Annotated in this window: 20 protein-coding genes and 2 pseudogenes; 18 read left to right on the forward strand and 4 right to left on the reverse strand. The window is 47.6% G+C overall.

The features are described from left to right. Positions 1-10: 10 nt before the first annotated feature. Complete coding sequence (gene rbfA, locus HMPREF1254_RS09855; RefSeq protein ID WP_004350660.1) at positions 11-346, reverse strand: 30S ribosome-binding factor RbfA; 336 nt, start codon at positions 344-346, stop codon at positions 11-13. Between the two features lie 142 nt (positions 347-488). Here rbfA and HMPREF1254_RS09860 point away from each other — a divergent pair, with 142 nt between their 5' ends. Next, the gene (locus tag HMPREF1254_RS09860; RefSeq protein WP_036878593.1) at positions 489-1,406 is read left to right on the forward strand and encodes an acyltransferase family protein; all 918 of its coding nucleotides are present in this window, start codon (positions 489-491) and stop codon (positions 1,404-1,406) included. Positions 1,407-1,440: 34 nt separating this feature from the next. Here the strand turns inward: HMPREF1254_RS09860 and HMPREF1254_RS09865 are convergent, their stop codons facing one another. Further along, positions 1,441-2,082 (reverse strand): O-methyltransferase, encoded by a 642-nt coding sequence (locus HMPREF1254_RS09865; RefSeq protein WP_023058563.1) that lies wholly within the window; start codon positions 2,080-2,082, stop codon positions 1,441-1,443. A 141-nt stretch (positions 2,083-2,223) separates the two neighbouring features. Beyond that, positions 2,224-2,640, reverse strand: coding sequence for a type II 3-dehydroquinate dehydratase (gene aroQ, locus HMPREF1254_RS09870; RefSeq protein WP_023058570.1), 417 nt, complete (start codon positions 2,638-2,640; stop codon positions 2,224-2,226). A gap of 108 nt (positions 2,641-2,748) precedes the next feature. Here aroQ and xerA point away from each other — a divergent pair. The 3 genes and pseudogenes from xerA (at position 2,749) to HMPREF1254_RS09890 (ending at position 6,211) form a co-directional block, all read left to right on the forward strand. Then, positions 2,749-3,713: pseudogene (xerA, locus tag HMPREF1254_RS09875) on the forward strand (site-specific tyrosine recombinase/integron integrase). Between the two features lie 34 nt (positions 3,714-3,747). Continuing rightward, a complete protein-coding gene (locus tag HMPREF1254_RS09880) occupies positions 3,748-4,638 on the forward strand; it encodes a LysR family transcriptional regulator (protein ID WP_023058617.1) in 891 nt (296 codons plus the stop codon). Between the two features lie 532 nt (positions 4,639-5,170). Next, on the forward strand, positions 5,171-6,211 hold the full coding sequence (locus tag HMPREF1254_RS09890; RefSeq protein WP_023058634.1) for a YeiH family protein: 1,041 nt from the start codon (positions 5,171-5,173) through the stop codon (positions 6,209-6,211). A 95-nt stretch (positions 6,212-6,306) separates the two neighbouring features. Here HMPREF1254_RS09890 and HMPREF1254_RS09895 read toward each other — a convergent pair whose 3' ends face one another. After that, on the reverse strand, positions 6,307-7,188 hold the full coding sequence (locus HMPREF1254_RS09895) for a PfkB family carbohydrate kinase (RefSeq protein WP_036878514.1): 882 nt from the start codon (positions 7,186-7,188) through the stop codon (positions 6,307-6,309). Between the two features lie 291 nt (positions 7,189-7,479). On the opposite strand from HMPREF1254_RS09895, the gene HMPREF1254_RS09900 reads away from it, so the two are divergent. From HMPREF1254_RS09900 to HMPREF1254_RS09970, 14 genes and pseudogenes are all read left to right on the forward strand, one after another. After that, positions 7,480-9,363, forward strand: a complete 1,884-nt coding sequence (locus tag HMPREF1254_RS09900; protein WP_023058585.1) for a DEAD/DEAH box helicase — start codon at positions 7,480-7,482, stop codon at positions 9,361-9,363. A 51-nt stretch (positions 9,364-9,414) separates the two neighbouring features. Next, entirely contained in the window at positions 9,415-12,237 is a 2,823-nt protein-coding gene (locus HMPREF1254_RS09905; RefSeq protein ID WP_023058543.1) for a M16 family metallopeptidase, read from the forward strand. Between the two features lie 930 nt (positions 12,238-13,167). After that, a pseudogene (gene metK / locus HMPREF1254_RS09915) lies at positions 13,168-14,428 on the forward strand (methionine adenosyltransferase). 3 nt (positions 14,429-14,431) lie between these two features. Beyond that, complete coding sequence (locus HMPREF1254_RS09920; protein WP_023058572.1) at positions 14,432-15,454, forward strand: DUF4271 domain-containing protein; 1,023 nt, start codon at positions 14,432-14,434, stop codon at positions 15,452-15,454. Between the two features lie 7 nt (positions 15,455-15,461). Then, positions 15,462-16,211: a uroporphyrinogen-III synthase gene (locus tag HMPREF1254_RS09925; protein WP_023058619.1), complete on the forward strand. Its 750-nt coding sequence runs from the start codon at positions 15,462-15,464 to the stop codon at positions 16,209-16,211. 8 nt (positions 16,212-16,219) lie between these two features. After that, positions 16,220-16,633 (forward strand): ribonuclease P protein component, encoded by a 414-nt coding sequence (locus HMPREF1254_RS09930; RefSeq protein ID WP_036878524.1) that lies wholly within the window; start codon positions 16,220-16,222, stop codon positions 16,631-16,633. Positions 16,634-16,662: 29 nt separating this feature from the next. After that, a complete protein-coding gene (yidD, locus tag HMPREF1254_RS09935; RefSeq protein ID WP_023058623.1) occupies positions 16,663-16,881 on the forward strand; it encodes a membrane protein insertion efficiency factor YidD in 219 nt (72 codons plus the stop codon). A 61-nt stretch (positions 16,882-16,942) separates the two neighbouring features. Then, positions 16,943-18,244 carry a tyrosine--tRNA ligase gene (tyrS, locus tag HMPREF1254_RS09940; RefSeq protein WP_023058571.1) on the forward strand — a complete coding sequence of 434 codons (1,302 nt, stop codon included), beginning with the start codon at positions 16,943-16,945 and terminating at the stop codon, positions 18,242-18,244. Positions 18,245-18,539: 295 nt separating this feature from the next. Then, the gene (locus HMPREF1254_RS09945) at positions 18,540-19,298 is read left to right on the forward strand and encodes a glycerophosphodiester phosphodiesterase family protein (protein ID WP_023058633.1); all 759 of its coding nucleotides are present in this window, start codon (positions 18,540-18,542) and stop codon (positions 19,296-19,298) included. Between the two features lie 57 nt (positions 19,299-19,355). Next, entirely contained in the window at positions 19,356-20,030 is a 675-nt protein-coding gene (locus tag HMPREF1254_RS09950) for a M15 family metallopeptidase (protein WP_023058601.1), read from the forward strand. A gap of 45 nt (positions 20,031-20,075) precedes the next feature. Beyond that, positions 20,076-21,332 carry a class I SAM-dependent methyltransferase gene (locus HMPREF1254_RS09955; RefSeq protein WP_023058514.1) on the forward strand — a complete coding sequence of 419 codons (1,257 nt, stop codon included), beginning with the start codon at positions 20,076-20,078 and terminating at the stop codon, positions 21,330-21,332. Between the two features lie 408 nt (positions 21,333-21,740). Beyond that, on the forward strand, positions 21,741-22,889 hold the full coding sequence (locus tag HMPREF1254_RS09960; RefSeq protein ID WP_023058537.1) for a hypothetical protein: 1,149 nt from the start codon (positions 21,741-21,743) through the stop codon (positions 22,887-22,889). A gap of 195 nt (positions 22,890-23,084) precedes the next feature. Beyond that, positions 23,085-25,049, forward strand: coding sequence for a DNA topoisomerase IV subunit B (locus HMPREF1254_RS09965; RefSeq protein WP_036878533.1), 1,965 nt, complete (start codon positions 23,085-23,087; stop codon positions 25,047-25,049). A gap of 70 nt (positions 25,050-25,119) precedes the next feature. Beyond that, entirely contained in the window at positions 25,120-26,691 is a 1,572-nt protein-coding gene (locus HMPREF1254_RS09970) for a S41 family peptidase (protein ID WP_036878536.1), read from the forward strand. The last annotated feature ends 116 nt before the right edge of the window (positions 26,692-26,807 follow it).

The raw sequence follows: 26,807 nt of genomic DNA on the forward strand, positions 1-26,807 counted from the left end.
AGTCGTCGTTTTATTTCTTCAACAGTTCGTCGATGTGTTCGATGTAATCAAGGCTGTCGTCGATGAAGAATCGCAATTCGGGAACAATACGCAGCTGATTGCGTACGCGTGTGCCCAAGTCGTAACGAATGGTTTTCTCATTTGCTGTGATGTTCTTAATGATTTCCTCCGCTTTTTCTGATGGGAAAATACTTAGATAGGCGGTGCAAATACTCAAATCAGGACTGACACGTACCCGGGTGACGCTTACCATGACACCATGGGTAGCTCTTGTTTGCGATTGAAATATGATGGCGAGTTCTTTTTGAAGCAGTCGCGCGATGCGGTTTTGTCTTGTCTCTTGCATAAAATTTGTATTTTAAGGGTGTACAATTTAGTGGAAGACTTAGTGGAAGACAAAGATAATTATAATAGTTGACAATTAATTCTTTTTTCGTAATTTTGTGCCGATGGTGACTACTTCTCCTACAAAACCTCGGGCAAGAATCTTGGAATTAGATTATCTCAAGTGCGTGTTTATTCTCTTGATGATCGTCTTTCATCTTGTCTATATTGGCAATCGCTATCCTGTTGCCAAGGCTTTTGTGTACACGTTCCACATGCCTGGATTTCTCATTATTTCGGGTTATCTTCTCCATGTACAGAAGCCTGTCCCAAAGTTCTTGCGCTATATACAGTGGATTTTCGTACCTTATTTGCTGATGGAGAGTGGGTATGTGGTCATGGCATCTATCTTACCCATTCGTGAACATATTCAACAGTTAACCTTTGGTTTGTTTCTTGATAAACTGTTTTTACACCCTTTGGGTCCTTATTGGTACCTGCATACGCTGATGTTGTGTGGCATCGTTACATATTTCGTTGCCCAATTTGCGGGTCGTCATCGTTTGTTAATGCTGTTGGGCGTGTTACTGTGTTTGTGGGTGTTGGCACTTTTGGGACTTGTTATCTGGATCAATGCCGTGTATTTTTGTGTGGGTGTCGCATTGAGTCTGTATCATCGTCCTTTCGTTGATACATTTCACCCCGCATGGTGGTCGTTCATAGGTGTTGTATTAGTTGCCACTTGCGTGCCAAACGCGCTTCAACGGCACACCATAGGGGGCATGCTTATCGTGTATTTCGTCATCTCTTTCTTGCTTTGGCTGTATCCCCGTTTGCCCAAAGGTGTGGCAAAAATCTCCCATTTCATCGGTAGAAATTCTCTTATCCTGTTGCTTTTCTCTCCCATGTTTACGGCGCTTTCCAAGCTGTTTCAATCCTACCTGTTGTTCGAACCGTCAGGAATGCTTTTCATGTTGGTGGCTTTGCTGTTTACGGTAGTTGGCAGTTTCACCGTTGCCTATATCTTACAAAAGTTGCAGGTAGCACGGTATGTGTTTGGAATGTCAAGGATTATCAATTGACAGCCCAGCTGTTTGTCCTTTTAAGAGCTTCTTGTCATTCGTTTAACTTCTTTCTAATGATGGTCAAACCGTCGCGAATGGGCAAGATCACCTTTTCCACTCGTGCATCTTGTGCGATGAAATCGTTGAAATGGACGATTCCTTGTGTTTGCTGGTCGTGTTGATAGTGTTCGTCAATCACATGTCCATCCCACAACGTATTGTCGGCAAGAATGAATCCACCAGGTCGCAATAGCTTTAATACCGTTTCGTATGTCTCTATATAGGTGCGCTTATCACCGTCTACAAAAGCCATGTCAAACACGACATTTAGCTTGGGAGCTTCAACGTTTGCATCGCCAATGATGAAATGAATCTTTGACGCCACAGGACTGTTTTCTATCCATGGCCGTGTAAAATCCTCCATTTCATCGTTGATTTCAAACGTATACAGTCGTCCGTCTTCATCCAATCCCTCCGCCATACAAATAGCACTGTAGCCACTGAAGGTACCTACTTCTAAAACATTCTTAGGCCGAATCATCTCTACCAGCATCTTGAGTAGCCGTCCTTGCAAATGTCCACTGGCCATACGTCCATGCACGGTGTGGATGTTTGTGGCGCGATAAAGGCGGTATAGGTAATCGCCTTCGGCATCAATGTGTGCGAGCAGATAACGTTCTAATTCAGAATTCACGGGAAGTTTTTTAGTTTATGAGTTTTTTAGTTTATGAGTTTACAAGTTCACGAGTTGATAGTTTTTTTTGACTGACCTGTTCATCAGCGTTCAACTTGCAAGCCATTGACTCGTGAACTTGTCAACTCGTGCACTCGTGAACTATCCAACAATTCCCTCAATTGCCAGCTTATACGAGTTCAGCCCGAAGCCTGCAATGACACCAAGACATGCCGATGAAATCATACTTTTATGGCGAAACTCCTCCCGGGCGTGCACGTTCGAGATATGAACCTCCACGACAGGTGTGGTGAGCGAGCGGATACAGTCGAGCAAGGCAATGCTGGTGTGGGTGTAAGCACCTGCGTTGAGCACGATGCCGTCGTACGAAAAGCCCACTTCTTGCAACTTGTCAATAAGCTCACCCTCGACGTTGCTTTGGTAATAGTCAATCTCCGTCTGTGTAAAATCGTGGCGCAACTTCTGTAAAAACTCGTCAAACGAGCGGTTGCCGTAAATGTCTGGCTCCCGTTTGCCCAGCAAGTTGAGGTTCGGGCCGTTGATGATCATTATTTTCATAATTCGCCTTAATTGTTTATCTTTGCAGTATTGCTGCCACCCGCGCTTTTCTCTCTTTGATGCAGCGTGAATGCGTGGCAGGTGTATGTTGCAAAAATACGCATTATTATGGAAAGCAACAAGGAATCTATCGCGAATGTTGTCAAGGCCTATACGCGCTATCTAAAACTTGAACGCAACTATTCTCCCCATACGTTGGATGCCTATCAGCGCGACTTGCGTTGGCTGTTGGATTATTGTGAGAACGTTGGGATGCATCCCAAGGATATGCAGTTGAAAGATTTGGAGCTGTTCGCAGGCCAGTTGCACGAACACCATATCGGTCCAACTTCGCAAGCTCGCATCCTGAGCGGGGTGCGTTCGTTCTACCGTTTCCTGGTTCTTGATGGCTACATCGAACAAGATCCCACCGAGTTGTTGGAATCTCCGCGGCTTGGGGAGCATCTGCCGGAGGTGCTGTCCACCGAGGAAGTGGACATGATAGAGAACAGCATCGACCTATCCAAACCCGAGGACAGCGCAACAAGGCCATCATCGAGGTGTTGTTCTCGTGCGGTTTGCGCGTGTCAGAGCTGGTCAACCTGAAGCTCTCCAATCTTTATTTGGACGAAGGCTTCATCCGCGTCACCGGAAAGGGCAACAAAGAGCGGCTCGTACCCATCTCGCCCAAAGCCGTCAAAGAACTGAATCTTTGGTTTCTCGACCGCAATTTGATGAAGATAAAACCCGGTGAACAAGACTATGTGTTTCTCAATCGCCGTGGCGCTCATCTCACTCGCACCATGATTCTCATCCTGCTGAAACGCCAAGCCCAGGAGGCTGGCATCCAAAAAACCATCTCTCCGCACACCCTTCGCCACTCGTTCGCCACCGAACTGTTGAAGGGTGGGGCCGATCTCCGCGCCATTCAAGTGATGCTGGGGCACGAAAGTATCGGCACCACTGAAATCTATACGCACATAGACACCACGACTTTGCGCGAGGAGATACTCCTGCATCACCCGCGAAACGCCAAAGATAGGACTGATGAGGCCAGCAGACCGTCTGCCAACGACCTTGAAAGCCAACAATAGGCGCACGCTGACCAAAATGAACATGCAAACTCTCATGAATCTCGATTTACAAGTATTTAGAAGTGTGGCTCACCATCTGAGCTTCACCAAGGCCTCACAAGAGCTCTACATCAGTCAGCCTGCCATCAGCAAGCACATCCAGAAGCTGGAGGCCGCGTATCATGTCAGGTTGTTCGACCGACTGGGCAACCGCATCTCGCTGACACAGGCCGGGCGACTGTTGCTGAAGCATAGCGACGTGTTGGCGGCCGACTACCAGCGTCTCGACTTTGAGATGAACCGGCTGCGGCAGCGCGTCAGTGGCGGGATACGCATTGGTGCCAGCACCACCATCTCGCAGTATGAGCTGCCCCAGATGTTGGCCAGCTTTCTCAAAGCTTACCCGCAGACGGACGTCTCGGTCATCAGTGGCAACTCGCGGGAGGTAGAGGCCGCCTTGATGGATGGCAAGATAGACATTGGACTGGTAGAGGGCATCGTGCGGCAGCCGCCCTGCAGGTATTCTCTCCTGATGAAAGACGAGCTGGTGGCCATTGTCAGGGCGGGACATCCGCTGGCGCAGCGTGGTTCCATCGCTGTCGGCGACCTGCGCGTACAGCCGCTGGTGTTGCGCGAGATGGGGTCTGGTACGCTCGATGTCTTCGAGCGTGAACTGAAAAAACACCGGTTAACGCTCGCAGACATGAACGTTCAGATAAACCTCGGCAGTACCGAAAGTATCAAGCGATTCATTCTGCATTCCAACTGCATGGGCATCATTTCCATCCGCGCGGTGCGGAAAGAGGTGCTGGAAGGCGAACTGAAGGTGCTCGAGATAGAAGACATGAAGCTGGAAAGAGATTTCGTTTTTGTAGAAAAACACGGTGAGAGCGGCCAGTTGGTCAATGTCTTCAAGCGGTTTGTTACGTCAGAATGTAAGGGGTGAGGCTTGTCGAAATGCTATTCAAGGCAACTGTTAAAAGTTGCAGAAACACACATATTTATACATGCACGTTTTGTGTCGTTTTTTCTTTCAAATAGAAAAAACAAGACCTCAAATATGTGTTTTTCAGGGTACATTTTGCGTGTAGAAAACTTACTAATATGCTTTCGCCTTCCAATCTCTATGCTTTTATGCTCCAAAAGCATGCGGATTGATGACCGAATGCATAGAGATGACGAGGCAAAAAGGCTGTCTTTGCCGGGCTTTTTGCAGGGGGTCAATTAGCAAAGTGTTGATAATGAGTGCGGTGTATTTTTGCGATATTTTGAAAAATCTTATGCCTCGTTCAGAATACGCCAAGGATTTTAGTTAAAAAACGTAAAGATTTCTGCATGTTTGTATGGATATGAGGGAGGGTGAGCGTTGTGGGAATTCCGCCGTTATAACCGTGGGTTATAAGTCATAGTTATTTTCTATGCGTCGCGTCGGTTACTTTTGTGTACCTTTGCCGCTCAATCATCAAAAATTTAAATGAATGTTCAGTGAAAAAAGAAGCAGCATGCTGCATGGCGTGCTATTGATTACCTTGTTTTCGTTAGCCGCGTTCTATATCGGCGACATGGGGTTTGTAAAAAGCCTGTCGTTCAGTCCGATGATCGTCGGCATCATCCTTGGCATGCTCTATGCCAACAGTTTGCGCAACAATTTGCCTGACACATGGGTTCCGGGAATCCTGTTCTGTTCCAAGCGCATCTTGCGGATTGGTATCATCCTGTACGGTTTCAGGCTCACCTTTCAGGATGTCACGGCCGTGGGCGTGTCTGCCATTCTGGTTGATGCCGTCATCGTCATCGTGACCGTTGGCGGCGGCGTGCTGATAGGAAGGCTGTTGAAAGTAGACCGAAGCATCGCCCTGCTCACTTCCGTTGGAAGTGGTATCTGTGGCGCGGCGGCTGTGCTGGGCGCCGAGTCGGCCATCAACACCAAGCCCTACAAAACGGCTGTGGCCGTATCTACCGTGGTCATCTTCGGTACGTTGTCGATGTTTCTCTACCCAGTGTTGTATCGCAACGGCGTCTTTGACCTGTCTCCCGAGCTGATGGGGCTTTTCACCGGTTCCACCGTTCATGAGGTTGCGCACGTCGTGGGCGCAGGCAATGCCATGGGGCAGGGCGTGTCCAACACCGCCATCATCGTGAAGATGATTCGGGTGATGATGCTCGTGCCCGCCTTGTTGGTCATCAGTTGGGCGGTTGCCCGCAATCTCACCAAGCGCGATGGGGCCGAACAAGCCAAAGGAAAGATTACCATTCCGTGGTTTGCCATCTTGTTCTTGGTGGTCATTGGGTTCAATTCGTTCAACCTGTTGCCCGTTGCTTGGGTAGGATGGATTAATCAGTTTGACACCTTTCTCTTAACCATGGCGATGACAGCTTTGGGAGCTGAGACCAGTGTTGACAAGTTTAAGAAAGCGGGAGCCAAGCCTTTTCTGTTGGCAGCCATCTTATTTGTTTGGCTCATAGGCGGTGGTTATTGCTTGGCTAAATATGTCGTTCCTATGATGATGAATATATAAGGTACTTGATATAAAAGCCCTTTTAATGAACAACGCCACTTGGTTCCAGTAAAACCAAGTGGCGTTGTTCTATCTTTGGCAATGACGACGTGTTCTTATTTTTCGTGCTTTTCAATAATGGCTCGCACCTCTTCAATGCTTCTGTCAAAAGGTCCGCTGTGTTCTAACTTGAGTGTACACATGGCAGCGGCAAACTTTCCTGCCTCTTCAAAGCCTATTCCCTGTGAGCGACAGTACAAAAAGCCAGCCGAGTAAGTGTCGCCGCACCCCGTAGCATCTACTACTTCTCGAGGTGCATAGGCGGGGATGTCGTAAAAACGGTCGTTGGCATAAATGATAGACCCCTCACTTCCCAGTGTCACGATAACCTCTTTCACGCCCCATGCGTGTAGTTGTTTGGCTGCTTGGCGTGTGTCTTTGAGTCCTGTGATGACCTCCATCTCGTGTTCATTCACCTTGATGATGTCCGTACATGCCAAAATGTCCAGCTTGTCTTTCCAGTCAATGGGGTGTACATCCTGTCCGCGAACCTCGCGAAGATAGCCTTGTGCATCAATAGAGATTTGTCCTTTGGTAGATAAATACTTTACTACTTCGGGTGAAAAATCGTCATTTAGAAGCGAACCGATGTGGTATATCTTTCCCGTTAACGGCTTCATCTCCTCAATGGTGAAGGGATCAGCCTTCGCTAATACACGCTGTGAGCGAGTATTTTGATTTTCTCCGTAGATGTTTTCAAACCAAACAGTGTGTTCACTGGGGTACACTTTCACATCAATACCCGCCTCTTTCATCTCTTGTGTCACTGACATATCTTCGCTACCCACCTTGGTTACTAACTGAAAACTAACCTTCGAGGGTAGATGATTGAAAGCATAAGCAACATAGTAAGCAGTGCCTCCCGACATGGAGACGGTCTGTTTTTGTGTCGTATTCTTATCTCTCGTGATATGACCTAAACAACATACATCTGTCATCGTATTTTCCTTATTTAGGACAAAGATACTGAAAAACCGCGAATATCAAAGGATTAGCTTTACAAAAAACTGAAATGGGAGAGAAGCGTGTCGTGTCTTTTATGGGTATGAGGCGTTGGTTCTTCTTTTGTTCTTCGCAGCGTGTTGTGCCGATGCATCATGTTTGTTTGGCATTGATAATCAAAACGATGCTGAATGTTAATGTTTGTATCACAATAGGTAGAAATAAGTGCATTTACTTTGCGCATCCATGGAATAGCCGTACCTTTGTACCCGATTAAAGAAAAGAATTTGAAGACATTTGAAGAATTAGGCGTTAGCGAAGAGATTCGCCGCGCCATTGAGGAGCTGGGGTTTGTACATCCCATGCCAGTACAAGAAGAGGTCATCCCTTATTTGTTGGGAAACAAGAACGATGTAATTGCATTAGCACAGACAGGAACAGGTAAAACGGCAGCATACGGCTTGCCCCTTTTGCAGAAAATAGATGTTGCCAGCAAGCATACGCAAGCCATTATTTTAAGTCCTACACGCGAATTGTGTTTGCAAATCGCTGATGACTTGAAGGATTTTGCTAAATATATCAAGAATCTACATGTAGAACCCGTGTACGGAGGTGCCAGTATCGTCACCCAAATTCATGCGCTCAAACATGGCGCACAAATCATTGTGGCGACTCCAGGACGACTCATCGACCTGATGAACCGTGGAGTAGCAAAGCTCGACCATGTAAACAATGTGGTGTTGGATGAGGCTGATGAGATGTTGAACATGGGTTTCTCGGAGAGTATCAATACCATTTTAGCAGGTGTTCCCGACGACCGCAACACCTTGTTGTTCTCGGCAACCATGAGCAACGAGATAGAAAAGATTGCCAAGACCTACTTGCGTGACTACAAAGAGATTGTAGTGGGAAGCCGAAACGAGGGTGCCGAAAACGTGAACCATATTTATTATATGGTGAATGCGCATGACAAATACTTGGCACTGAAGCGCATCGTGGATTACTACCCACGCATTTTTGCCATTATCTTCTGCCGTACAAAGATTGAAACGCAAGAGATTGCCGACAAACTTATCAAGGATGGATACAACGCAGAGGCGCTGCATGGCGACTTGAGTCAGCAACAGCGCGACCTCACCATGCAGAAGTTCCGCCAACACGTCACCCAGTTGTTGGTGGCAACCGATGTGGCTGCACGCGGATTGGATGTGGACGACCTGACGCATGTCATCAACTATGGCATGCCCGATGATACCGAGAATTACACGCACCGTAGTGGACGAACGGGACGTGCGGGGAAGAAAGGTACTTCTATTTGCATCATTCACACCCGTGAGCGTTCCAAAGTGCGTGCCGTAGAGAAAATTATCGGCAAGGAATTTGTGGACGGCACGTTGCCTACCGCACAGGAAATTTGCGCCAAACAGTTGTATAAAGCCATGCACGACATCGAGAAGATTGATGTTGACGAAGATCAGATTGCTCCATTTATGGTTGAAATTAACCGACACTTTGAATATGTCGACAAGGATGATATCATCAAGAAGATTGTCAGTTTGACGTTTGGACGCTTCTTGGATTACTACGCGAATGCGCCAGAGATAGAGAAACCCTCGCTCAAACGTGGCGACAGAGGTGAGGAAAGGGGTATGCGTGGTGGTCGAAAAGCTCGTTCGGAGCGAGGCGGAGGCCGTTCTCGTACGCCCGAGAGAGGTTATCGTAGGCTGTTCATCAACTTGGGTAAGGACGACGGATTCTATCCCGGAGAGGTGATGCAGTTTATTAACCAGCATGTAAAAGGTAGGCAGCAAGTGGGACATATCGACCTGTTGGGAAAAATATCCTATATTGAAGTACCCGAAAAAGATGCCAACAAGGTGATGCGTTCTTTGTCGGGAGCCACCTACAAGGGTAGAGAGGTGCGCTGCAATGATGCCAACGAAGAGGGTCATGGACGCAAAGCGCAAGCCACAAGAGGTGGCGGAAGGGCTGCAGGAAGACGTGCGGAGGGCGGACGAAAGAATGGAAAAAGTGCGAAACGCCCCTCTTATCAGCAGGAAGATACGGGTGACTGGCGACAGTTCTTCCAGCAGCCCGAGGTGAAATTCAAGGGCGAGACCCCCGATTTCTCCGAAGAAGGTTGGGCACGCCGCAAGCCTCGAAAGAAATAGTGACGATGCAATAATAAATATAAGTTTCCATTTTATAAAATTATTTCACCTATGAAAATCAGACATCTTTTTAGTGCTTTGCTTCTGTTGTGTGCAGGTATGTTGCATGCCCAGATGCAAATGCCGCCCGTACCGGTAGACACTGCCGTGCGAATGGGTAAGCTTGACAATGGCTTAACCTATTTTATTCGTTACAATAACTGGCCCGAACACCGTGCAAACTTTTACATTGCACAGAAGGTAGGGTCCATTCAAGAGGAAGAAAGTCAGCGAGGATTGGCGCATTTCTTGGAGCACATGGCGTTCAATGGCAGCGACAACTTCAAGGGAAACGACCTGATAGAGTACCTGCGTTCCATTGGTGTGGAGTTTGGAAGCGACCTCAATGCTTACACATCCATTGACCAAACAGTTTACAACATTGACAATGTGCCCACTACTCGACAGAGTTCGCTCGACTCTTGCTTGTTGATATTGCGCGATTGGTCTACGGGTTTGACACTCGATCCAAAGGAGATAGACAAGGAGCGTGGTGTGATACATGAGGAATGGCGACTACGTACCAGTGCACAGAGCCGCATGTTTGAGCGCAATCTGCCCAAACTGTATCCCGGAAGTAAGTACGGTGTGCGTTATCCTATCGGTCTGATGAGTGTCGTAGACAACTTCTCGCCCAAGGAATTGCGCGACTATTATGAGAAATGGTATCATCCATCCAACCAAGGCATCATTGTGATTGGCGACGTGGACGTTGATCATACTGAGGCAATGATCAAGAAACTCTTTGGAGGTATCAAGAACCCAGCCAACCAAGCACCTGTGCTCGATGAGCCAGTGCCTGATACAGCCGAGCCTATCGTCATCATCGACAAGGATAAAGAACAGCGCACCAGCGATGTACAAGTGATGTTCAAGCACGATACTTACCCAGATTCGTTGAAAAATTCCGTCGAATATATCGTCTATGGTTATTTGAAAGGAGCCGCGCTTAACATGCTGAACAATCGCTATACCGAAGCAGCACAAAAGGCAGACTGCCCATACGTGGGAGCTGGAGCCAGTGATGACAACTATATTTTTGCGAAGACAAAAGATGCGTTCAGTATCTTTGCTCAACCCAAAGACCCCTCGCAACTTGCCGCTTCGCTCACCGCAGCCGTGGTAGAAGCACGCCGTGCAGTAGAATTTGGCTTCACCCCAACCGAATACGCTCGATACAAAGCCAACCTGTTGAGTAACCTTGACAAGGCATACAGCAACAAAGACAAGCGCAAGAACACGCAGTTCTTCAACGAATGTTTAGGTTATTTCTTGACCAACGAGCCTATGCCGTCCATCGATTACACCTATCAACTGATGAAGCAGATGGTTCCAGCCATTCCAGTTGAGGCGGTCAACGAATACATGAAGCAGCTGATTCCCAAGAATGACAGCAACATTGTCATTGTGAACTTTAACAACGAGAAAGAGGGTGCTGTGTATCCAACCCAGCAAGAACTGCTCACTGCCCTCCAAACGGCTAAACAACAGCAGGTAACGGCATACGTTGACAACGTGAAGAACGAACCGCTGATTACGAAAAAGCCCAACCCTGGAACCATCAAGAGTGAGAAGAAGAACGATAAATTGGGCTATACAGAGTTGAAACTGTCTAACGGTGCGACGGTTGTGCTCAAGCATACCGACTTGAAGAAGGATGAGGTGCTGTTGTCGGCAGAGGGCTTTGGAGGCTCTTCGTTATACGGTGAGAAGGATTACCTCAATGCCAAGATGTTTAATGACGTGATTGGAAACAGCGGATTGGGACAGTTCTCGCTGACCGAACTGCAAAAAGCATTGGCCGGTAAGATTGCCAATGTCGACCTGTCATTGGGCTTTAAAAATACCGAGGCTTCGGGGTCGTCCACGCCTAAGGATGTAGAAACGATGCTGCAAATGTTGTATCTCTACTTCACTGGCATCAATAAGGACCAGAAGTCGTACGACAACCTCATCAATCAGTATCAGGTAAGTCTGAAAAACCGCGCGCTCTCGCCGGAGGTGGCCCTCTCTGATTCGCTCACGGCGACGATGTATGGACACAATCCACGGTTGGCTCCCGTCAAGGTAGATGACCTTCCAAACGTGTCTTACGACCGTATCTTGGCCATGGCTAAGGAGCGTACAGCCAATGCGGCAGCATGGACATTCACCCTCATTGGAAACTATGATGAGGCTACAATCCGACCTTTGATTTGTCAATACATTGCCAGTCTGCCCTCGCAGAAGAAGATAGTGAAGGGGCACCGCGTCACCTTCCTGCAGAAAGGCAAGATAGACAATACCTTCAAGCGCAAGATGGAAACCCCAAAGTCAACGGCTTATAAGATATGGTACAACGAAGACATGCCTTACACCGTGGAGAATGATGTCAAAGCATCTATCGCCGGACAGGTATTGTCGATGGTTTATTTGCAGAAGATTCGTGAGGATGCCGGTGCAGCCTACTCGTGTGGGGCGCAAGGTGCAGCAACCATCGACGATGATTATCACGTGATTCAATTATTAGGCGTTTGCCCCATGAAGCCAGAGAAGAAGGATTTGGCCTTGAGCATCATGGAGAGTGCCGTGCAGGAGCTTGCTAAGACGGTAGATGCTACGATGGTTGACAAGATTAAAGCCGTGATGCTGAAGCAGGCGGATGATGTGGCTAAGACCAATCGTTATTGGAATGGTGTGGTGGATTTGTATCGTAAGCACGGTATTGACTCGCACACTGACTATAAAAAGGTGATTAGTGCACAGACACCACAGACCATCGCCGCCTTCATGAAAGAATTTTTGAAGGCCGGAAACTACATCTCGGTAACCATGTTGCCAGAAGAAAAGAAGTAAGGGATGGGGTGACAGCCCCACCCCCAACCCCTCCCCAAAAGGGAGGGGAGTGATTAGCTTGTTTGTTCACAGGTATTGCCATTGAACTTGATCAATAGTTCAATGGCATTTTTCATGGTGGTAGGTAACGGCACGTTACGATGCAGAAACATCAAAAGATGAATCAAACGAAGGTGCGTGATTCATCACGTTCCGCCCGCAATCATGCCCCTACGGCACCGTAACCGCTTCATCATACTGCCCCAAAACGTCCATGTTCAAAGTAGAATTTCAATTGTCCTTTTTCTTGACAAACACCTCTTCACCTTTGGGGTATTTGCCAACAACATCCCTGCTTGTTGTAAATACGGGAAATATGAGTCGATTTTGTAATATTATGTTTATCAACTAGTTGCGTGGAATTGTCGGCTTTTCAGTCCTTTTTGACGCCTGTTTTTTGTGCAAAAGCATTGAGATTGGCTGGCAATAGCAATGCTTTAACGCCGCAAACCCATGTGAATGACAGCCCAAACAGATGCAAATAGGCCGTCAATTGCGATGTTTTAAGTCGAAAATATCGATTTTCTACGCTTTTTATCCCATTGATGCATCCTGTAAGCATAGTTAATTTTTCTATTTCACCACTTTGCACATACCATTTTATAGACACTTTTTTAGGACAAAAAGCGTCAGCTAAACGTGCCAAAGGCACATCAAAACAATTCGGACATGCCTGTTTTTTGCTGTCGTCACCTTTTGGCAGGTGCTACGCAAAACCACCATTCAAAGGCGTGTAAACATCGCGCTTCCATACGTACGGACAGTATCGAGTTGACTCTGTTTGGTGCGCATGCGGAAACGTCTTAAAGGAGTTAAAATAAAGCAGATGCGTGACAGATTGTGTTTTTTTTGCTAACTTTGCATGTTCAATAAATAACAAGAATCATAGATATGGCCTATTTATTTTCATCAGAATCAGTTTCAGAGGGACATCCAGATAAAGTTGCTGACCAGATTTCAGACGCTTTGCTCGATCAGTTTTTGGCTTACGACCGTGACGCACATTGTGCCATCGAGACCTTTGTGACCACCGGACAGGTAGTGATCATGGGAGAGGTTCGCTCGAAAGAATACGTTGACCTGCAAACCATCGCGCGCAAAACCATCAAGAAAATGGGTTACACCAAGTCGGAATATCAGTTTGACGGCGATTCGTGTGGCATCATGTCGGCCATTCACGAGCAGAGTGACGACATTGACCGTGGGGTGAATCGTGCGAACGAGGACGAACAGGGCGCCGGTGACCAAGGCATGATGTTTGGTTATGCCATCAACGAAACCGAAAACTACATGCCGGTATCACTGGACTTGGCTCACCTCATCATGCGTGTGCTGGCCGATATCCGCAAGGAAGGCAAGGAAATGACCTATCTTCGCCCCGACTCGAAGAGCCAGGTGACGATAGAATACAACGACGACCACACGCCCCGTCGCATCCATACCATTGTGGTGAGTACGCAGCACGACGAGTTTGACAGCGACGACGACCGCATGTTGGCCAAAATCAAGGCCGATGTCATCAATATTCTTATACCCCGCGTTAAGGCAGCGTGTGATGACAAGACGCGCGCACTGTTTAATGATGACATCTTATATTATGTGAATCCTACGGGAAAGTTTGTTATTGGCGGGCCTCATGGCGACACCGGACTCACCGGAAGGAAGATTATCGTAGATACATACGGTGGCAAAGGTGCGCACGGTGGCGGAGCATTCTCGGGCAAAGACCCCAGCAAGGTGGACCGATCGGCAGCATACGCTTCGCGATATATTGCTAAAAACCTGGTGGCAGCAGGCGTGTCAGACGAGGTGTTGGTGCAGATTAGTTATGCCATCGGTGAGGCTAAGCCCATCAATATCTATGTAGATACGTACGGACGAGGCAAAGTTGGGATGACAGATGGCGAGATTGCTCAGAAGATTGGTGAGATGTACGATCTCAGACCGAAAGCCATCGAGAAGAAATTTGGCCTTCGCAATCCTATTTATTTTGTAGACGGCGGCTTACGGACACATGGGACGGCAGTACGAAGTGAAAGAAAAAACGTTTGAAAGTCGTTATCATGAAACGAAAGTCATGCAGGTAGAACTGTTTACTTGGGAGAAGCTGGACGACGTGGAGCGCATCAAACAAGCCTTTGGCATTAAATAATAAATGTTGCAGACCGACTCTCTTTCACAGTCAATCATTGCCGATACTGCGCATACTGGGTCCTCTATGGCACGACAGGCCAAGCAACTTACGCCGGCACAGGTGCTGAAGTGGTTGCCCAAAGATGCCACTCCGGCACAACAAGACTCGGCCATTCAGGCCCATATCAAGCCCGGCAAAATCAGTTGGAGCCAGATGCCGGACACCCTTCACTTGCCGGGTCATCCGGTAGGGAAGAGTTTTCGCGATGTCAGTCTGCCGCAATATTACAAGGAGTCGTTCTTTTCAAAAGATTCGATGTTCCATCCTGAACTCGATGGAGGGCGCGTGGGAGTGGTTGGCGACCCTGTTCCATACACGGTGTCGGGTGACGACTTGATTACAGGTGTGCTGCTGGGGTGCTTTATCCTGGCCATGCTCGCCTTTTCAAAGTCTAAACGATTCTTGGAAAAGCAGGTCAAGACCTTCTTTTATCAACCGCGAGGACGAACGACAGAAGTCACGGAAACGGGTGAAGAAATACGGTTCCAGTTCTTTTTTGTCTTTCAATCGTGCCTGCTGTTGGCCCTCTTGTTCTTTTTCTATTCACGCACCTATGTCACCGATATCTTTGTGCTGGAATACTATCAGATGATGGGTATTTATACCGCCGCTCTCGTTTTGTATTTCATGGCGAAGACCTTGATTTATACATTCACCAACTGGGTATTCTTTGATAGGAAAAAAAACGGACAATGGATGAAGGCTCGGTTGTTCTTGGTGTCGATGGAAGGCGTGGCATTGTTTCCCATCGTCATGCTGTTATCCTATTTCGATGTCTCGATGAAAAGTGCTGTTATTTATGCGGTTTTCGTCATCATACTGATTAAATTGCTTACACTCTATAAGGCGTACGCCATCTTTTTCCGTCAAACGGGGTCTTTTCTGCAAATAATTTTGTACTTTTGTGCACTTGAAATCATTCCAATGCTCGCCTTGTGGGGCGTTTTTGGATTGGCAAACAATCATTTTAAAGTAAATTTTTAGGACACTGATGGTCAAAAAAATATTGGTATCCCAGCCGCAACCAACAAGTGAGAAGTCGCCGTATTATGATATTGAGAAGGAATATGGTGTGAAGTGTGTGTTCCGACCTTTCTTCAGAGTGGAGGGACTCTCTGCAAAAGAATTTCGTAAGCAACGCATTAACATTCTCGATTATTCAGCTATTGTGTTCACTTCTCGCCATGCGATAGACCATTTTTTCACGCTGGCCAAGGAGATGCGTATCACCATACCGGAAGACATGAAGTACTTCTGTGTACTTGAAACCATTGCGCTGTACATCCAGAAATATGTGCAGTATCGCAAGCGCAAGGTGTTTTTTGGAACAAGTGGCAAGATTGCCGACCTGGTTCCGTTGATGGTGAAGCATAAAACCGAGAAGTATCTCGTTCCGATGAGTAGTGTTCACAACGATGATCTCAAAACCTTGTTGGACGCAAAGAAGATCAAACATACCGAATGTGTAATGTATCGAACGGTGAGCAATGACATGACAGAAGAGGAAGTGAAGACGTTTGATTACGACATGATTATCTTCTTCAGTCCTACGGGCGTGAAGACATTGCAACAAAACCTGCCTCATTTTGAACAAGGTGACATTAAGATTGGTGCCTTTGGCCCTGCCACATGCAAGGCAGTTGAGGCAGAAGGGTTCCGATTGGACTTGCAAGCACCCGATGCTGACAATCCTTCGATGACGGGAGCCTTGAAGGCTTATCTGAAAAAACATAAAAAATAAAAAGTCAATTGCCGACCGTTAGGCCTTTTAAACTCAGTAAGTGGGAGCGGATATGTGGTAGAACACTGCTGGAAAAGCTCTTCACCGGAGGCAAAAGTAAATCCTTTTCGGTGTTTCCTTTAAGGGTTGTCTATTTGCTAACCGATCAACCTGATGGTGATTTGCAACATGTAGTACCCGTCAAGATGATGGTGAGCGTGTCGAAAAGGCACTTCAAGCGAGCCGTTAAACGCAACCGCGTGAAGCGTCAAGTGCGCGGGGCATACCGGCTGAACAAAGAGATTGTGGTGTCAGCCATGGCAGATTCACCCAATCGTCAGTTGTTATTAGGCTTTATATGGATGTCTGATGAGCTTCATGATTCGGACACCGTGACACGAAGTATGCAGGTGTTGTTAAAACGAATAGCTGATAAACTGTGAATATCCTAAGGTCTATAAATCACGGTATGATGCAGATTCTCCAAGGAATCTTGCTGACTCCCATCTTGTTCTATCAGAAATTCATCACGCCTTACACGCCCCCGTCTTGCCGATTCACGCCGACATGTTCGGAATATGCGCGGCAGGCCATCATCAAACATGGGCCGTTCAAAGGACTGGCGTTGGCCGTATGGCGCATCTTACGATGTAATCCGTGGGGTGGTAGTGGATATGATCCAGTGCCGTAAGTTTCTCTTTGAATAGAGGCCCCAGCTTCATAATACAAACGAAAAATATAAATTTGATTCGATGACAAAGAACTTTGTTGAAGAACTGAAATGGCGTGGCATGTTAGCGCAGATGATGCCAGGCACCGAAGAACTGCTTGAAAAAGAACTCGTGTCGGCTTATTTGGGCACTGACCCAACGGCCGATTCCTTGCATATCGGCCACTTGTGTGGCATCATGATGCTCCGTCATCTGCAAAGATGTGGGCACAAGCCCTATTTGTTGCTGGGTGGAGCGACGGGAATGATTGGTGATCCGTCGGGAAAGAGCTTGGAACGCAACCTCTTGGACACTGCTACCTTGTACCATAATCAAGAGGCTATCAAGCAACAGGTGTCCAAATTCCTCGATTTTGATGGTGACACACCCAACAAAGCCGAGCTGGTGAATAACTATGACTGGATGAAAGACTTCACTTTCCTTGACTTTGCACGCGAGGTAGGCAAGCACATTACCGTGAATTATATGATGGCCAAGGACAGTGTGAAGAAGCGTTTGAACGGTGAAGCCAGCGATGGTTTGTCGTTTACCGAGTTCACTTACCAGCTGTTGCAGGGCTATGATTTCCTTCATCTCTATCAGAAGCATGGCATCAAACTACAACTTGGCGGTAACGATCAATGGGGAAACATGACGACGGGTACTGAGTTGATTCGCCGAACATTGGGCGCTGAAGAGAATGCTTACTGTCTGACGTGTCCCTTAATCACGAAGGCTGACGGGAAAAAGTTCGGCAAAACGGAGAACGGTAACATTTGGTTGGACAGAAACCGCACAACACCGTATGCGTTCTATCAATTCTGGTTGAACGTTAGTGATGATGATGCCGAGAAATACATCAAGATATTTACCTCCCTGGAGCGTGAAACCATCGAAGCTCTTGTGCCCGAACATCAGCAAGATCCCGGCCGCCGCATTCTTCAAAAGCGTTTGGCTGAGGAGGTAACGGTGATGGTTCATTCGCAGGAAGACTTGGACATGGCAATTGAAGCCAGCAACATCTTGTTTGGAAAAGCCACCAAGGAGAGCCTTCAAAAGCTCGATGAGGCTACCTTCCTCGATGTCTTTAACGGAGTTCCGCAGTACGAAATTGGTAAGGAACAGTTGGGTTCGACGGCCGTAGACCTCTTCAATCAGGAGGGAATGGAGATTTTCCCAAGCAAAGGTGAGATGCGGAAACTGGTGAAAGGTGGCGGCGTTTCGCTCAACAAGGAGAAGCTTTCGTCCTTTGACCAGGCCATTACGGCAGACGACTTGATAGACGGTAAGTACCTGTTGGTGCAACGTGGAAAGAAGAATTACTTCCTCATTACCGTGAAATAAAACAGCAACTGGTTGCTCTCAGTTCTGTTTTTAGAAACATAAACAGCCTATGTGTCACCGGGAATCGTGCCTTTTAGACATCGTTTCAGTGACAGGTAGGCTTTTTTATGTTAACTCATGGATGGACAAACAGTCAACCTAATCCAAGCTATCCATGGCGGTCAACTACTGATGTGGCGGGAGACAATGCTGCGTTTCTCGCCTGTTTCTCGTGTTTTGGTTTGGTTGTGTCACGCCAACTTCTTATCTTTGCAGATACATACATAAATCATAAACAATCAATACGCATACCATTATGAAAAAATTATTTTGTACACTGGCCCTTGTCGCTTTTGCAACAGCCAGTATGTTTGCAGGTTCAAAAGTCATTGCTCACCGTGGTTACTGGACCACACCTGGCTCGGCTCAAAACTCACGGACGTCGCTCCAAAAGGCACTCGACTTGAATATCTATGGTTCTGAAATAGATGTATGGCTCACTACCGATGGGAAACTAATGGTGAATCATGACGCTGATTTCAATGGCGTGGTACTTGAAAAAGCTTCTTACAAGGAGTGTAAGAACCTAACACTTAAGAATGGGGAGAAGATGCCACAGCTGAAGGACTTGCTGAAGATGATGAAAAAGACCAAAAGCAAGACCAAACTCATCATTGAAATCAAGACCCATTCAACGTTAGAAGCCAACAAACGCGCTGTCCAAGCTACGTTGAATGCCGTGAAAAAATATGGAATTCAAGACAAAGTAGAATACATTGCGTTCAGTCATGACGTATGTTTGGAATTGGTGCGTCTGGACAAGCAGGCGAAAGTGGCTTATCTTTCGGGCAACAAGACGCCGGCTCAGCTCCATCAGGAAGGTATCACAGGAATTGATTACCATATCGGTGCTCTGCGCAAGCACCCCGAATGGATCAAAGAGGCGCACGACTTAGGCATGACAGTCAACGTATGGACCGTAAGTGACAAGGCGGGTATTGAAGAAATGAATAAGGCTGGGGTGGATTACATCACCACCAACGAACCCGTATTGGCCATTGAGTTGACGCGATGATGAGGCTGATGGAAAGAAAAAATCCATCTCTTCGTTAACAGAACATCCACTCAAAGCATGCGTAAAGTTATCTTTTTGCTTGTCTTGGCCACCACTTTTGCCGTGGCTCAAGACAAGCAGAAACTCGGTAAGACGGCACAGTCGCTCGAGCGTCGGGGCTATGTCAACGTGAAACAGCTCGACAAGACCATCCAAGTATCCTTGATGTACGCCCGCGCAGACAACTTCACTGGCGGCGTATTGTACGACGATTTGTGCGAAGCCTATCTCCATCCGCACGCAGCACAGGCGCTGGTTAAGGCACAAAAGCGGCTCAGGGAGTTGCGTCCTGATCTCCGGTTGAAGATTTATGACGCTGCCCGTCCCATGTCCATTCAGCAAAAAATGTGGGACAAGGTGAAGCATACCTCCAAATATTTCTATGTGTCCAATCCCGCACGCGGCGGAGGTTTGCACAATTATGGACTGGCTGTCGACCTCACGTTGTGCAATCTGAAGGGTGATACCGTTGACATGGGTACCAAGATTGACTATATGGGAGCTGCGGCCCACATTGATAACGAAGCCCAACTGGTAGCGCAGAAGCGCATCAGTGCGCAGGCTCGCAAGAACCGTCAGTTGATTCGTAACGTGATGACCTACGCTGGTTTCAAACCCTTGCGTACCGAATGGTGGCATTTTAACTTCCGTTCACGGGCGCAGGCAAAGCGTTATTATCAGGTAATCAAGTAGCCCAAGGGCTACTTTTTTTGCTTTGTTTCCGATGAAGACATGGGTATGATGAACGAAGTAACCGCTGCATTCATTCGACGGCACGCCGAAGAAGACGTGCGGCAGCTGGCTCTCAAAGGAGGTCAACACCCGGGTGTGGACATGCCTTTGGCCTTGCAACAGATTGCGGGACGGCAAACTGCCCGACAAAAACTCCCGTCTTGGGCGGCCATAGACGCGCTGTTGTACCCGCCCCATCTATCCATGGAACAATGTTCTTCCGAGCAAACGGCGCGCTACAAGGCGCAGTTGGCTGCGCGGCTCTGTGCCCATTTCGTTCAAAAATCACGGCCGCACAACTCAAAGAAACTCCACCTGCCCCATGAAATAGAGCCATCTTTGGTCGATTTGACGGGCGGTTTTGGGGTTGATTTCTCCTTCATGGCCCGTCAATTCGAGCGTTGTGTCTATGTAGAACGGCAACAAGCGTTGTGCGAGGTGGCTCAACACAATTTCTCACTCTTAGGTCTGCGGCAGGCAGAGGTGGTGTGTGCCGACGGGGTGGACTATCTTCGGCGGATGAATCACGCTACGGTAATCTACCTGGATCCTGCCCGTCGTGACCAACAGGGCGGCAAAACGGTGGCCATCAGCGACTGCACACCTGATTTGTTGAGCCTGAAAGAACTGCTCACGGACAAGAGTCTTTTCGTCATGGTGAAGCTCTCTCCGATGCTCGACTGGCACCAAGCCGTGGCTCAACTTGAGACTGATGAAGTGAAGGTGTGCGAGATACATGTTCTGTCGGTGAGAAACGAGTGCAAAGAACTGCTATTCGTCTTGAGCAAGCAACGGCATAAGCCGCTCACCCTCCATTGCGTGAACGATGACCAGGCTTTTGTTTGTTCGGCCGATGAACCGTCAGTCGTCACGCCTCCTTACGTTAGTCCCGAAGAAATGCGGCCGGGACTGTACCTCTACGAGCCGCATGCGTCAATCATGAAGGCCGGTTGTTTCCCGGCCGTGAGCGCCCAATTGGACGTTCGGAAGATAGCACCCAACTCGCATCTCTTTATCTCTGAGCGTGATCTCCCGTCGTTTCCAGGGCGGAAGTTCCGTATGCATGCCGTTTCATCGATGAACAAAAAAGAACTGAAGTCAGTGCTTCGCGACGTGCGCCAGGCCAACATCACCACCCGCAACTTCCCACTTTCCGTGGCCGAGTTGCGCAAACGGCTCAAGCTGAAGGATGGGGGAGCGGTTTATGTTTTCGCTACCACGCAGGCAGATGGGCGGCATGTTCTGTTGATTTGCGGCAAGTAATCGGTAACATTGTCATCATCCGCTGATGCGTAAGATGGATAACAACTTGCTGTTCGGCATGCATGTGGCGGTGGATGATGAACTTGTTTGATGTCACTATCACGGCAATGTATATCATTGATAAATAGGTATTTAAACTATATTCTTGCTAATTGGTAGAATACTCATAAACGCTTGTCTTCCAAACTCTATGACTTTGGGCTCTAAAATCAATGACTTTGGGTGCCAAACTCAATGACTTTGGACGTCAAACTCAATGCAATTGAAATGTTCATCTGTAGGGGCGTAATTCCATCTGCCATGCTCGTGCCCTGCGGTTGATAAAAAATGTAGGTATTTTATTTTGAAAATAGGCCAAATAAGCGTAACTTTGCCAGCCTATATTGCATACAATCTTATTAAAAAAGAATGCCATCTGTACAAATTAAGAAGGTCGAGTCGCTGCGCGATTTGAAAACGTTCGTTGACTTTCATTACGACCTTTATGAGGGAAACCCATACGATGTTCCGAATCTTTTCCTGGATGACGTGAATACATTGCGTAAAGATAAGAACGCTGCATTTGAGTTTTGTGAGGCAGAATATTATATTGCGTACAAACAAGGTAAAGTAGTGGGGCGGGTAGCAGCCATCATCAACCATCGAGCCAATGAGAAATGGAAGACTAAGTGCGTGCGGTTCGGCTGGATTGACTTCATAGATGACCTGGAGGTGTCTCGCGCCTTGTTCGATCAAGTGGCTGCCTATGGCCGTTCAAAGGGTATGACCGAGATGGTGGGACCATTGGGTTTCACCGACATGGATCCCGAAGGAATGCTTACTTGGGGCTTTGATAAGCTCAGCACGATGATCACTATTTACAATTATCCTTACTACCCACAGCATTTGCAGAAGTTGGGTGGATGGGATGTTGACCAGAATTATGTGGAATATTTCTTGGACGTTCCAAAAGAAATCCCCGAGAAATATGCGAAGATAGCCGAGGTGGTGGAAACGCGCTACAACCTGCACATCAAGAAACTTACCCGCAGGGAGGTGAAAAAGTACAATTACGGACAAAAGATTTTCGCCATCATCAACGAGACTTATAAAGACCTTTACGGCTATTCGGAACTCAGTGCGAAGCAGATTGATCACTATGTGGATATGTATCTCCGCTTTGCCGATTTGAACATGATTACGCTCATTGAGGATTGGAACAAGGACAGGAAGCTCGTTGGCGTAGGCATTTCAATTCCATCCCTGTCGTATGCCTTGCAAAAATGCCGCAGGGGGCGCTTGCTTCCATGGGGCTGGTGGCACCTGTTGCGGGCCATCAAGTTTCAAAAAACAGGAGGGGGCGGCGATTTACTGCTGCTGGGTGTGCTGCCAGAGTATCGAGCCAAGGGCGCCAACGCCTTGTTGTTCACCGACCTGATACCCGTGTTTAACAAGTATGGGTTTACTTGGGCCGAGAGTCAGGTAGAGATGGAAACCAACGAAGGTGTGCAAAGTCAGTGGGGACCGCTGAAGCCCACCAATCATAAGCGTCGCAGCTGCTTCAAGAAGAAGATTTGATTCTTGCCCACGGTCATATCGGGTAAGTGGATTCTTTTTGGGGCTTCAAACGTTCTTTCGTGCGTGACGATGGCATGTAGAGTGTGCTGATATGGTAGGAACTATCCCCTACGGCACAGCTGAAAACGAATAACAACCAACAGACCGATGACTGATAAAAACAAGCAAGAATTGCAATCAACGAATCATGATAATATGGCTTCTGCTCCGATTGGGGCAGAAGAAACCGTTTCTTATACAGACGACAACATCCGACACCTGTCGGATATGGAGCATGTGCGTACCCGTCCGGGCATGTATATCGGTCGATTGGGCGATGGAAACTTGCCGGAGGATGGCATCTATGTGCTGTTGAAAGAAGTGATTGACAACTCCATCGACGAGTTTAAGATGAAGTCGGGCGACCGAATTGAGATTGACGTGGAGGACAACCTGCGCGTGAGCGTGCGCGATTACGGTCGTGGCATTCCGCAAGGAAAACTGGTTGAGGCCGTGAGCATGCTGAATACGGGCGGAAAATACGACTCGAAGGCGTTTAAGAAGAGCGTGGGATTGAACGGCGTGGGTCTCAAAGCCGTGAATGCTTTGAGCGCGCATTTCGAGGTGAAGTCGTACCGCGATGGAAAAGTTCGCTCCATCACGTTTGAAAAGGGTGAGCTCAAGAGCGATCAGACCGATGACACGCAGGACGAGACGGGTACCTATATTTATTTTGAACCCGACAACACGCTGTTCAAGAGCTACTCGTTTCACGACGACATCGTGGAAACCATGCTGCGCAACTATACCTATCTGAATGCCGGACTCACCATCATGTACAACGGACGGCGCATCAGAAGCCGTAACGGGTTGGAGGATTTGCTCAACGACAACATGACAACGGACGGATTGTACCCCATTGTTCATGTCGTTGGCGATGATATCGAGATCGCCTTCACGCATACCAATCAATACGGAGAAGAATACCATTCGTTTGTCAACGGGCAGCATACCACGCAGGGAGGCACGCATCAGAGCGCTTTCAAGGAGCATATCGCCAAGACTATCAAAGAGTTTTACGACAAAAACTACGAGTACACCGACATTCGAAACGGTCTTGTGGCGGCCGTAGCCATCAACGTAGAAGAACCTGTTTTCGAGAGTCAGACCAAGATTAAATTAGGGTCTACGCTCATGGCACCGGGAGGTGAGACCATCAACAAGTATGTGGGTGATTTCATCAAGCGTGAGGTGGACAATTACTTGCACATCCACAAGGAAGATTGTGCGGACGTGTTGGAGGCAAAAATCAAGGCCAGCGAACACGAACGCAAAGCCATGGCGGGGGTAACGAAGCTCGCCAGAGAGCGTGCCAAGAAGGCGAACCTGCACAATAAGAAGTTGCGTGACTGCCGAATTCATTTCAGTGACGAGAAAAATGACCGCAAGGAGGAGAGTTGTATCTTTATTACCGAGGGCGATTCGGCCAGCGGTAGCATCACCAAGAGCAGGGATGTGAACACACAAGCGGTGTTCTCGTTGCGGGGAAAACCACTCAATTCGTATGGATTGACCAAGAAAGTGGTGTACGAAAACGAAGAGTTCAACCTCTTGCAGGCGGCTCTCGACATAGAAGACGGCTTGGACACGCTGCGCTACAACAAGGTGATTGTCGCTACAGATGCCGATGTCGATGGCATGCACATCCGTCTGTTGATCATCACTTTCTTTCTACAGTTCTTCCCCGAGCTTATCAAGAAAGGACATGTGTATGTGTTGCAGACACCTCTTTTCCGTGTGCGTAACCGCAGAACGAAGATTAAAAATAAGCAAGTGATAGCGGATGCGGACGCAAGTCGTGATAAAAAAGAGCGAAAGAGCGATTTCATCACCCGTTACTGTTATAGCGATGAAGAGCGACAAGAGGCGATTAAGGATCTTGGACCCGAGCCTGAAATCACCCGATTCAAAGGATTGGGAGAGATATCTCCTGACGAATTCGTCCATTTCATCGGGCCTGACATGCGATTGGAACAGGTGACGATGCACAAAAACGACCAAGTACAAAAACTTTTGGAGTATTACATGGGCAAGAATACCATGGAACGACAAAACTTTATCATTGATAATTTGGTGGTCGAGGAAGACCTCCCGGAAGACGAACCTACGCCGATTGACTGACAATCTTTGTCGTTTAGACGGAGAATCGAGGTCATTGGGGCGAACAATTCTTTTATATAAAATCAAACAAATGAGACGACTCGTTGCTTCATGTTGGGCACTATTGATAGTTTATTCAGTATCCGCACAAATCAATATCAATTTCGGAAAAGAATCACCGCTTCGCAAGTTGCAAATTGCGGAGATGGCCATCAACAATCTTTATGTTGATACGGTGAACGAAGACAAACTGGTTGAAGATGCCATTCGTGGCATGTTGGAGAAGTTAGACCCGCATTCTTCGTATACAACGGTGAAGGAAACCAAGGCCATGACTGAGTCTTTGCAGGGTTCTTTTGAGGGTATCGGCATTCAGTTCAACATGATGCAAGACACACTCATGGTCATTCAGACCATTATCAATGGTCCATCGGAGAAGGTGGGCATATTGGCTGGCGACCGAATCGTGAGCGTTAACGACAGTAGCATTGCGGGTGTCAAGATGGCACGCGAAGAGATTATGCGGCGGTTGCGTGGAAAGAAAGGAACAAAAGTGAAGTTGGGCATCCTCCGTAGAGGCATTGGGGAGCGGCTTTACTTTACCGTAGTGCGCGATAAGATACCTGTTAAAACGGTTGATGCCAGTTACATGCTCCGTCCCCAATTAGGTTATGTGCGCATAGGAAGCTTTGGTGCGACCACTTATGATGAGTTTATGACCTGTATCACCGCACTGAAAAAGCAGGGAATGCGTGATCTTGTCTTGGATTTGCAGGACAATGGAGGCGGCTATTTACAAGCTGCGGTGAAGATAGCCAATGAGTTTTTGCAGCGCAACGACTTGATTGTTTATACCAAAGGACGGCGTGCGGAGCGTATGGAATATACGGCACACGGGAACGGTAGTTTGCTTTCGGGCAAGGTGATGGTGCTGGTGAATGAGTTTTCTGCATCCGCTGCCGAGATTGTTACAGGTGCTATCCAGGATCAAGACAGAGGACAAGTGGTTGGACGACGTTCGTTTGGGAAGGGTTTGGTGCAGCGTCCGATCGATTTTCCTGATGGAAGTATGATGCGACTCACCATCGCTCACTACTATACGCCATCGGGACGTTGTATTCAGAAACCATATACTAAAGGTGATAACGAAAGCTATGCCCGTGAATTGGACACTCGTTTCAAGCATGGAGAGCTGTATAGTGCCGACAGTATTCATTTCGCTGACTCATTGAAGTATAAGACCTTGCGCCTCAAACGCACGGTATATGGTGGCGGAGGCATCATGCCTGATTACTTTGTTCCACTCGACACGACCAAATTCACACCATATCATCGGCAGTTGGCAGCCAAGGGAATCATCATTACAGAGAATCTCAAGTATGTTGACCAACACCGTAAACAGTTGCAAAAACAATATCCTACCTTCGCAAAGTTTGTGCGTGAGTTTGACGTTCCGCAGCAGTTGGTGGATGCAGTGATTCGCTCTGGTGAGAAAGAAAAGGTGAAACCGAAGGATAAGGAGGAATTACAAAGCACCTTACCCGCTGTGAAAAACCAACTCAAGGCATTGGTTGCACGCGATTTGTGGGACATGAACGAGTATTTCCAGATTATCAATGAGACCAATGACATTGTTCTCAAAGCCGTTGAACTGATGAAATAAGGCGAAGAAGGGACAAGCCATGAGAAATCTTGTGTTATCTCCTCAATGGCGCATGTCTTATTCTTTGCTGCCTCCAATAGCAGCAAAATGAGGTCATACTCATGACGATAGGCGGC

The organism is Prevotella sp. BV3P1, assembly GCF_000479005.1.
In the GTDB taxonomy this organism is placed as follows: Bacteria; Bacteroidota; Bacteroidia; order Bacteroidales; family Bacteroidaceae; genus Prevotella.

Bases quoted from the DNA above. Each gene is read 5' to 3' on its own strand.
- rbfA (WP_004350660.1), bottom strand. From the start codon at position 346: ATGCAAGAGACAAGACAAAACCGCATCGCGCGACTGCTTCAAAAAGAA.
- aroQ (WP_023058570.1), bottom strand. From the start codon at position 2,640: ATGAAAATAATGATCATCAACGGCCCGAACCTCAACTTGCTGGGCAAA.
- HMPREF1254_RS09880 (WP_023058617.1), top strand. From the start codon at position 3,748: ATGAATCTCGATTTACAAGTATTTAGAAGTGTGGCTCACCATCTGAGC.
- HMPREF1254_RS09890 (WP_023058634.1), top strand. From the start codon at position 5,171: ATGTTCAGTGAAAAAAGAAGCAGCATGCTGCATGGCGTGCTATTGATT.
- HMPREF1254_RS09895 (WP_036878514.1), bottom strand. From the start codon at position 7,188: ATGACAGATGTATGTTGTTTAGGTCATATCACGAGAGATAAGAATACG.
- HMPREF1254_RS09905 (WP_023058543.1), top strand. From the start codon at position 9,415: ATGAAAATCAGACATCTTTTTAGTGCTTTGCTTCTGTTGTGTGCAGGT.
- HMPREF1254_RS09920 (WP_023058572.1), top strand. From the start codon at position 14,432: ATGTTGCAGACCGACTCTCTTTCACAGTCAATCATTGCCGATACTGCG.
- HMPREF1254_RS09925 (WP_023058619.1), top strand. From the start codon at position 15,462: ATGGTCAAAAAAATATTGGTATCCCAGCCGCAACCAACAAGTGAGAAG.
- yidD (WP_023058623.1), top strand. From the start codon at position 16,663: ATGCAGATTCTCCAAGGAATCTTGCTGACTCCCATCTTGTTCTATCAG.
- tyrS (WP_023058571.1), top strand. From the start codon at position 16,943: ATGACAAAGAACTTTGTTGAAGAACTGAAATGGCGTGGCATGTTAGCG.
- HMPREF1254_RS09945 (WP_023058633.1), top strand. From the start codon at position 18,540: ATGAAAAAATTATTTTGTACACTGGCCCTTGTCGCTTTTGCAACAGCC.
- HMPREF1254_RS09950 (WP_023058601.1), top strand. From the start codon at position 19,356: ATGCGTAAAGTTATCTTTTTGCTTGTCTTGGCCACCACTTTTGCCGTG.
- HMPREF1254_RS09955 (WP_023058514.1), top strand. From the start codon at position 20,076: ATGATGAACGAAGTAACCGCTGCATTCATTCGACGGCACGCCGAAGAA.
- HMPREF1254_RS09960 (WP_023058537.1), top strand. From the start codon at position 21,741: ATGCCATCTGTACAAATTAAGAAGGTCGAGTCGCTGCGCGATTTGAAA.
- HMPREF1254_RS09965 (WP_036878533.1), top strand. From the start codon at position 23,085: ATGGCTTCTGCTCCGATTGGGGCAGAAGAAACCGTTTCTTATACAGAC.
- HMPREF1254_RS09970 (WP_036878536.1), top strand. From the start codon at position 25,120: ATGAGACGACTCGTTGCTTCATGTTGGGCACTATTGATAGTTTATTCA.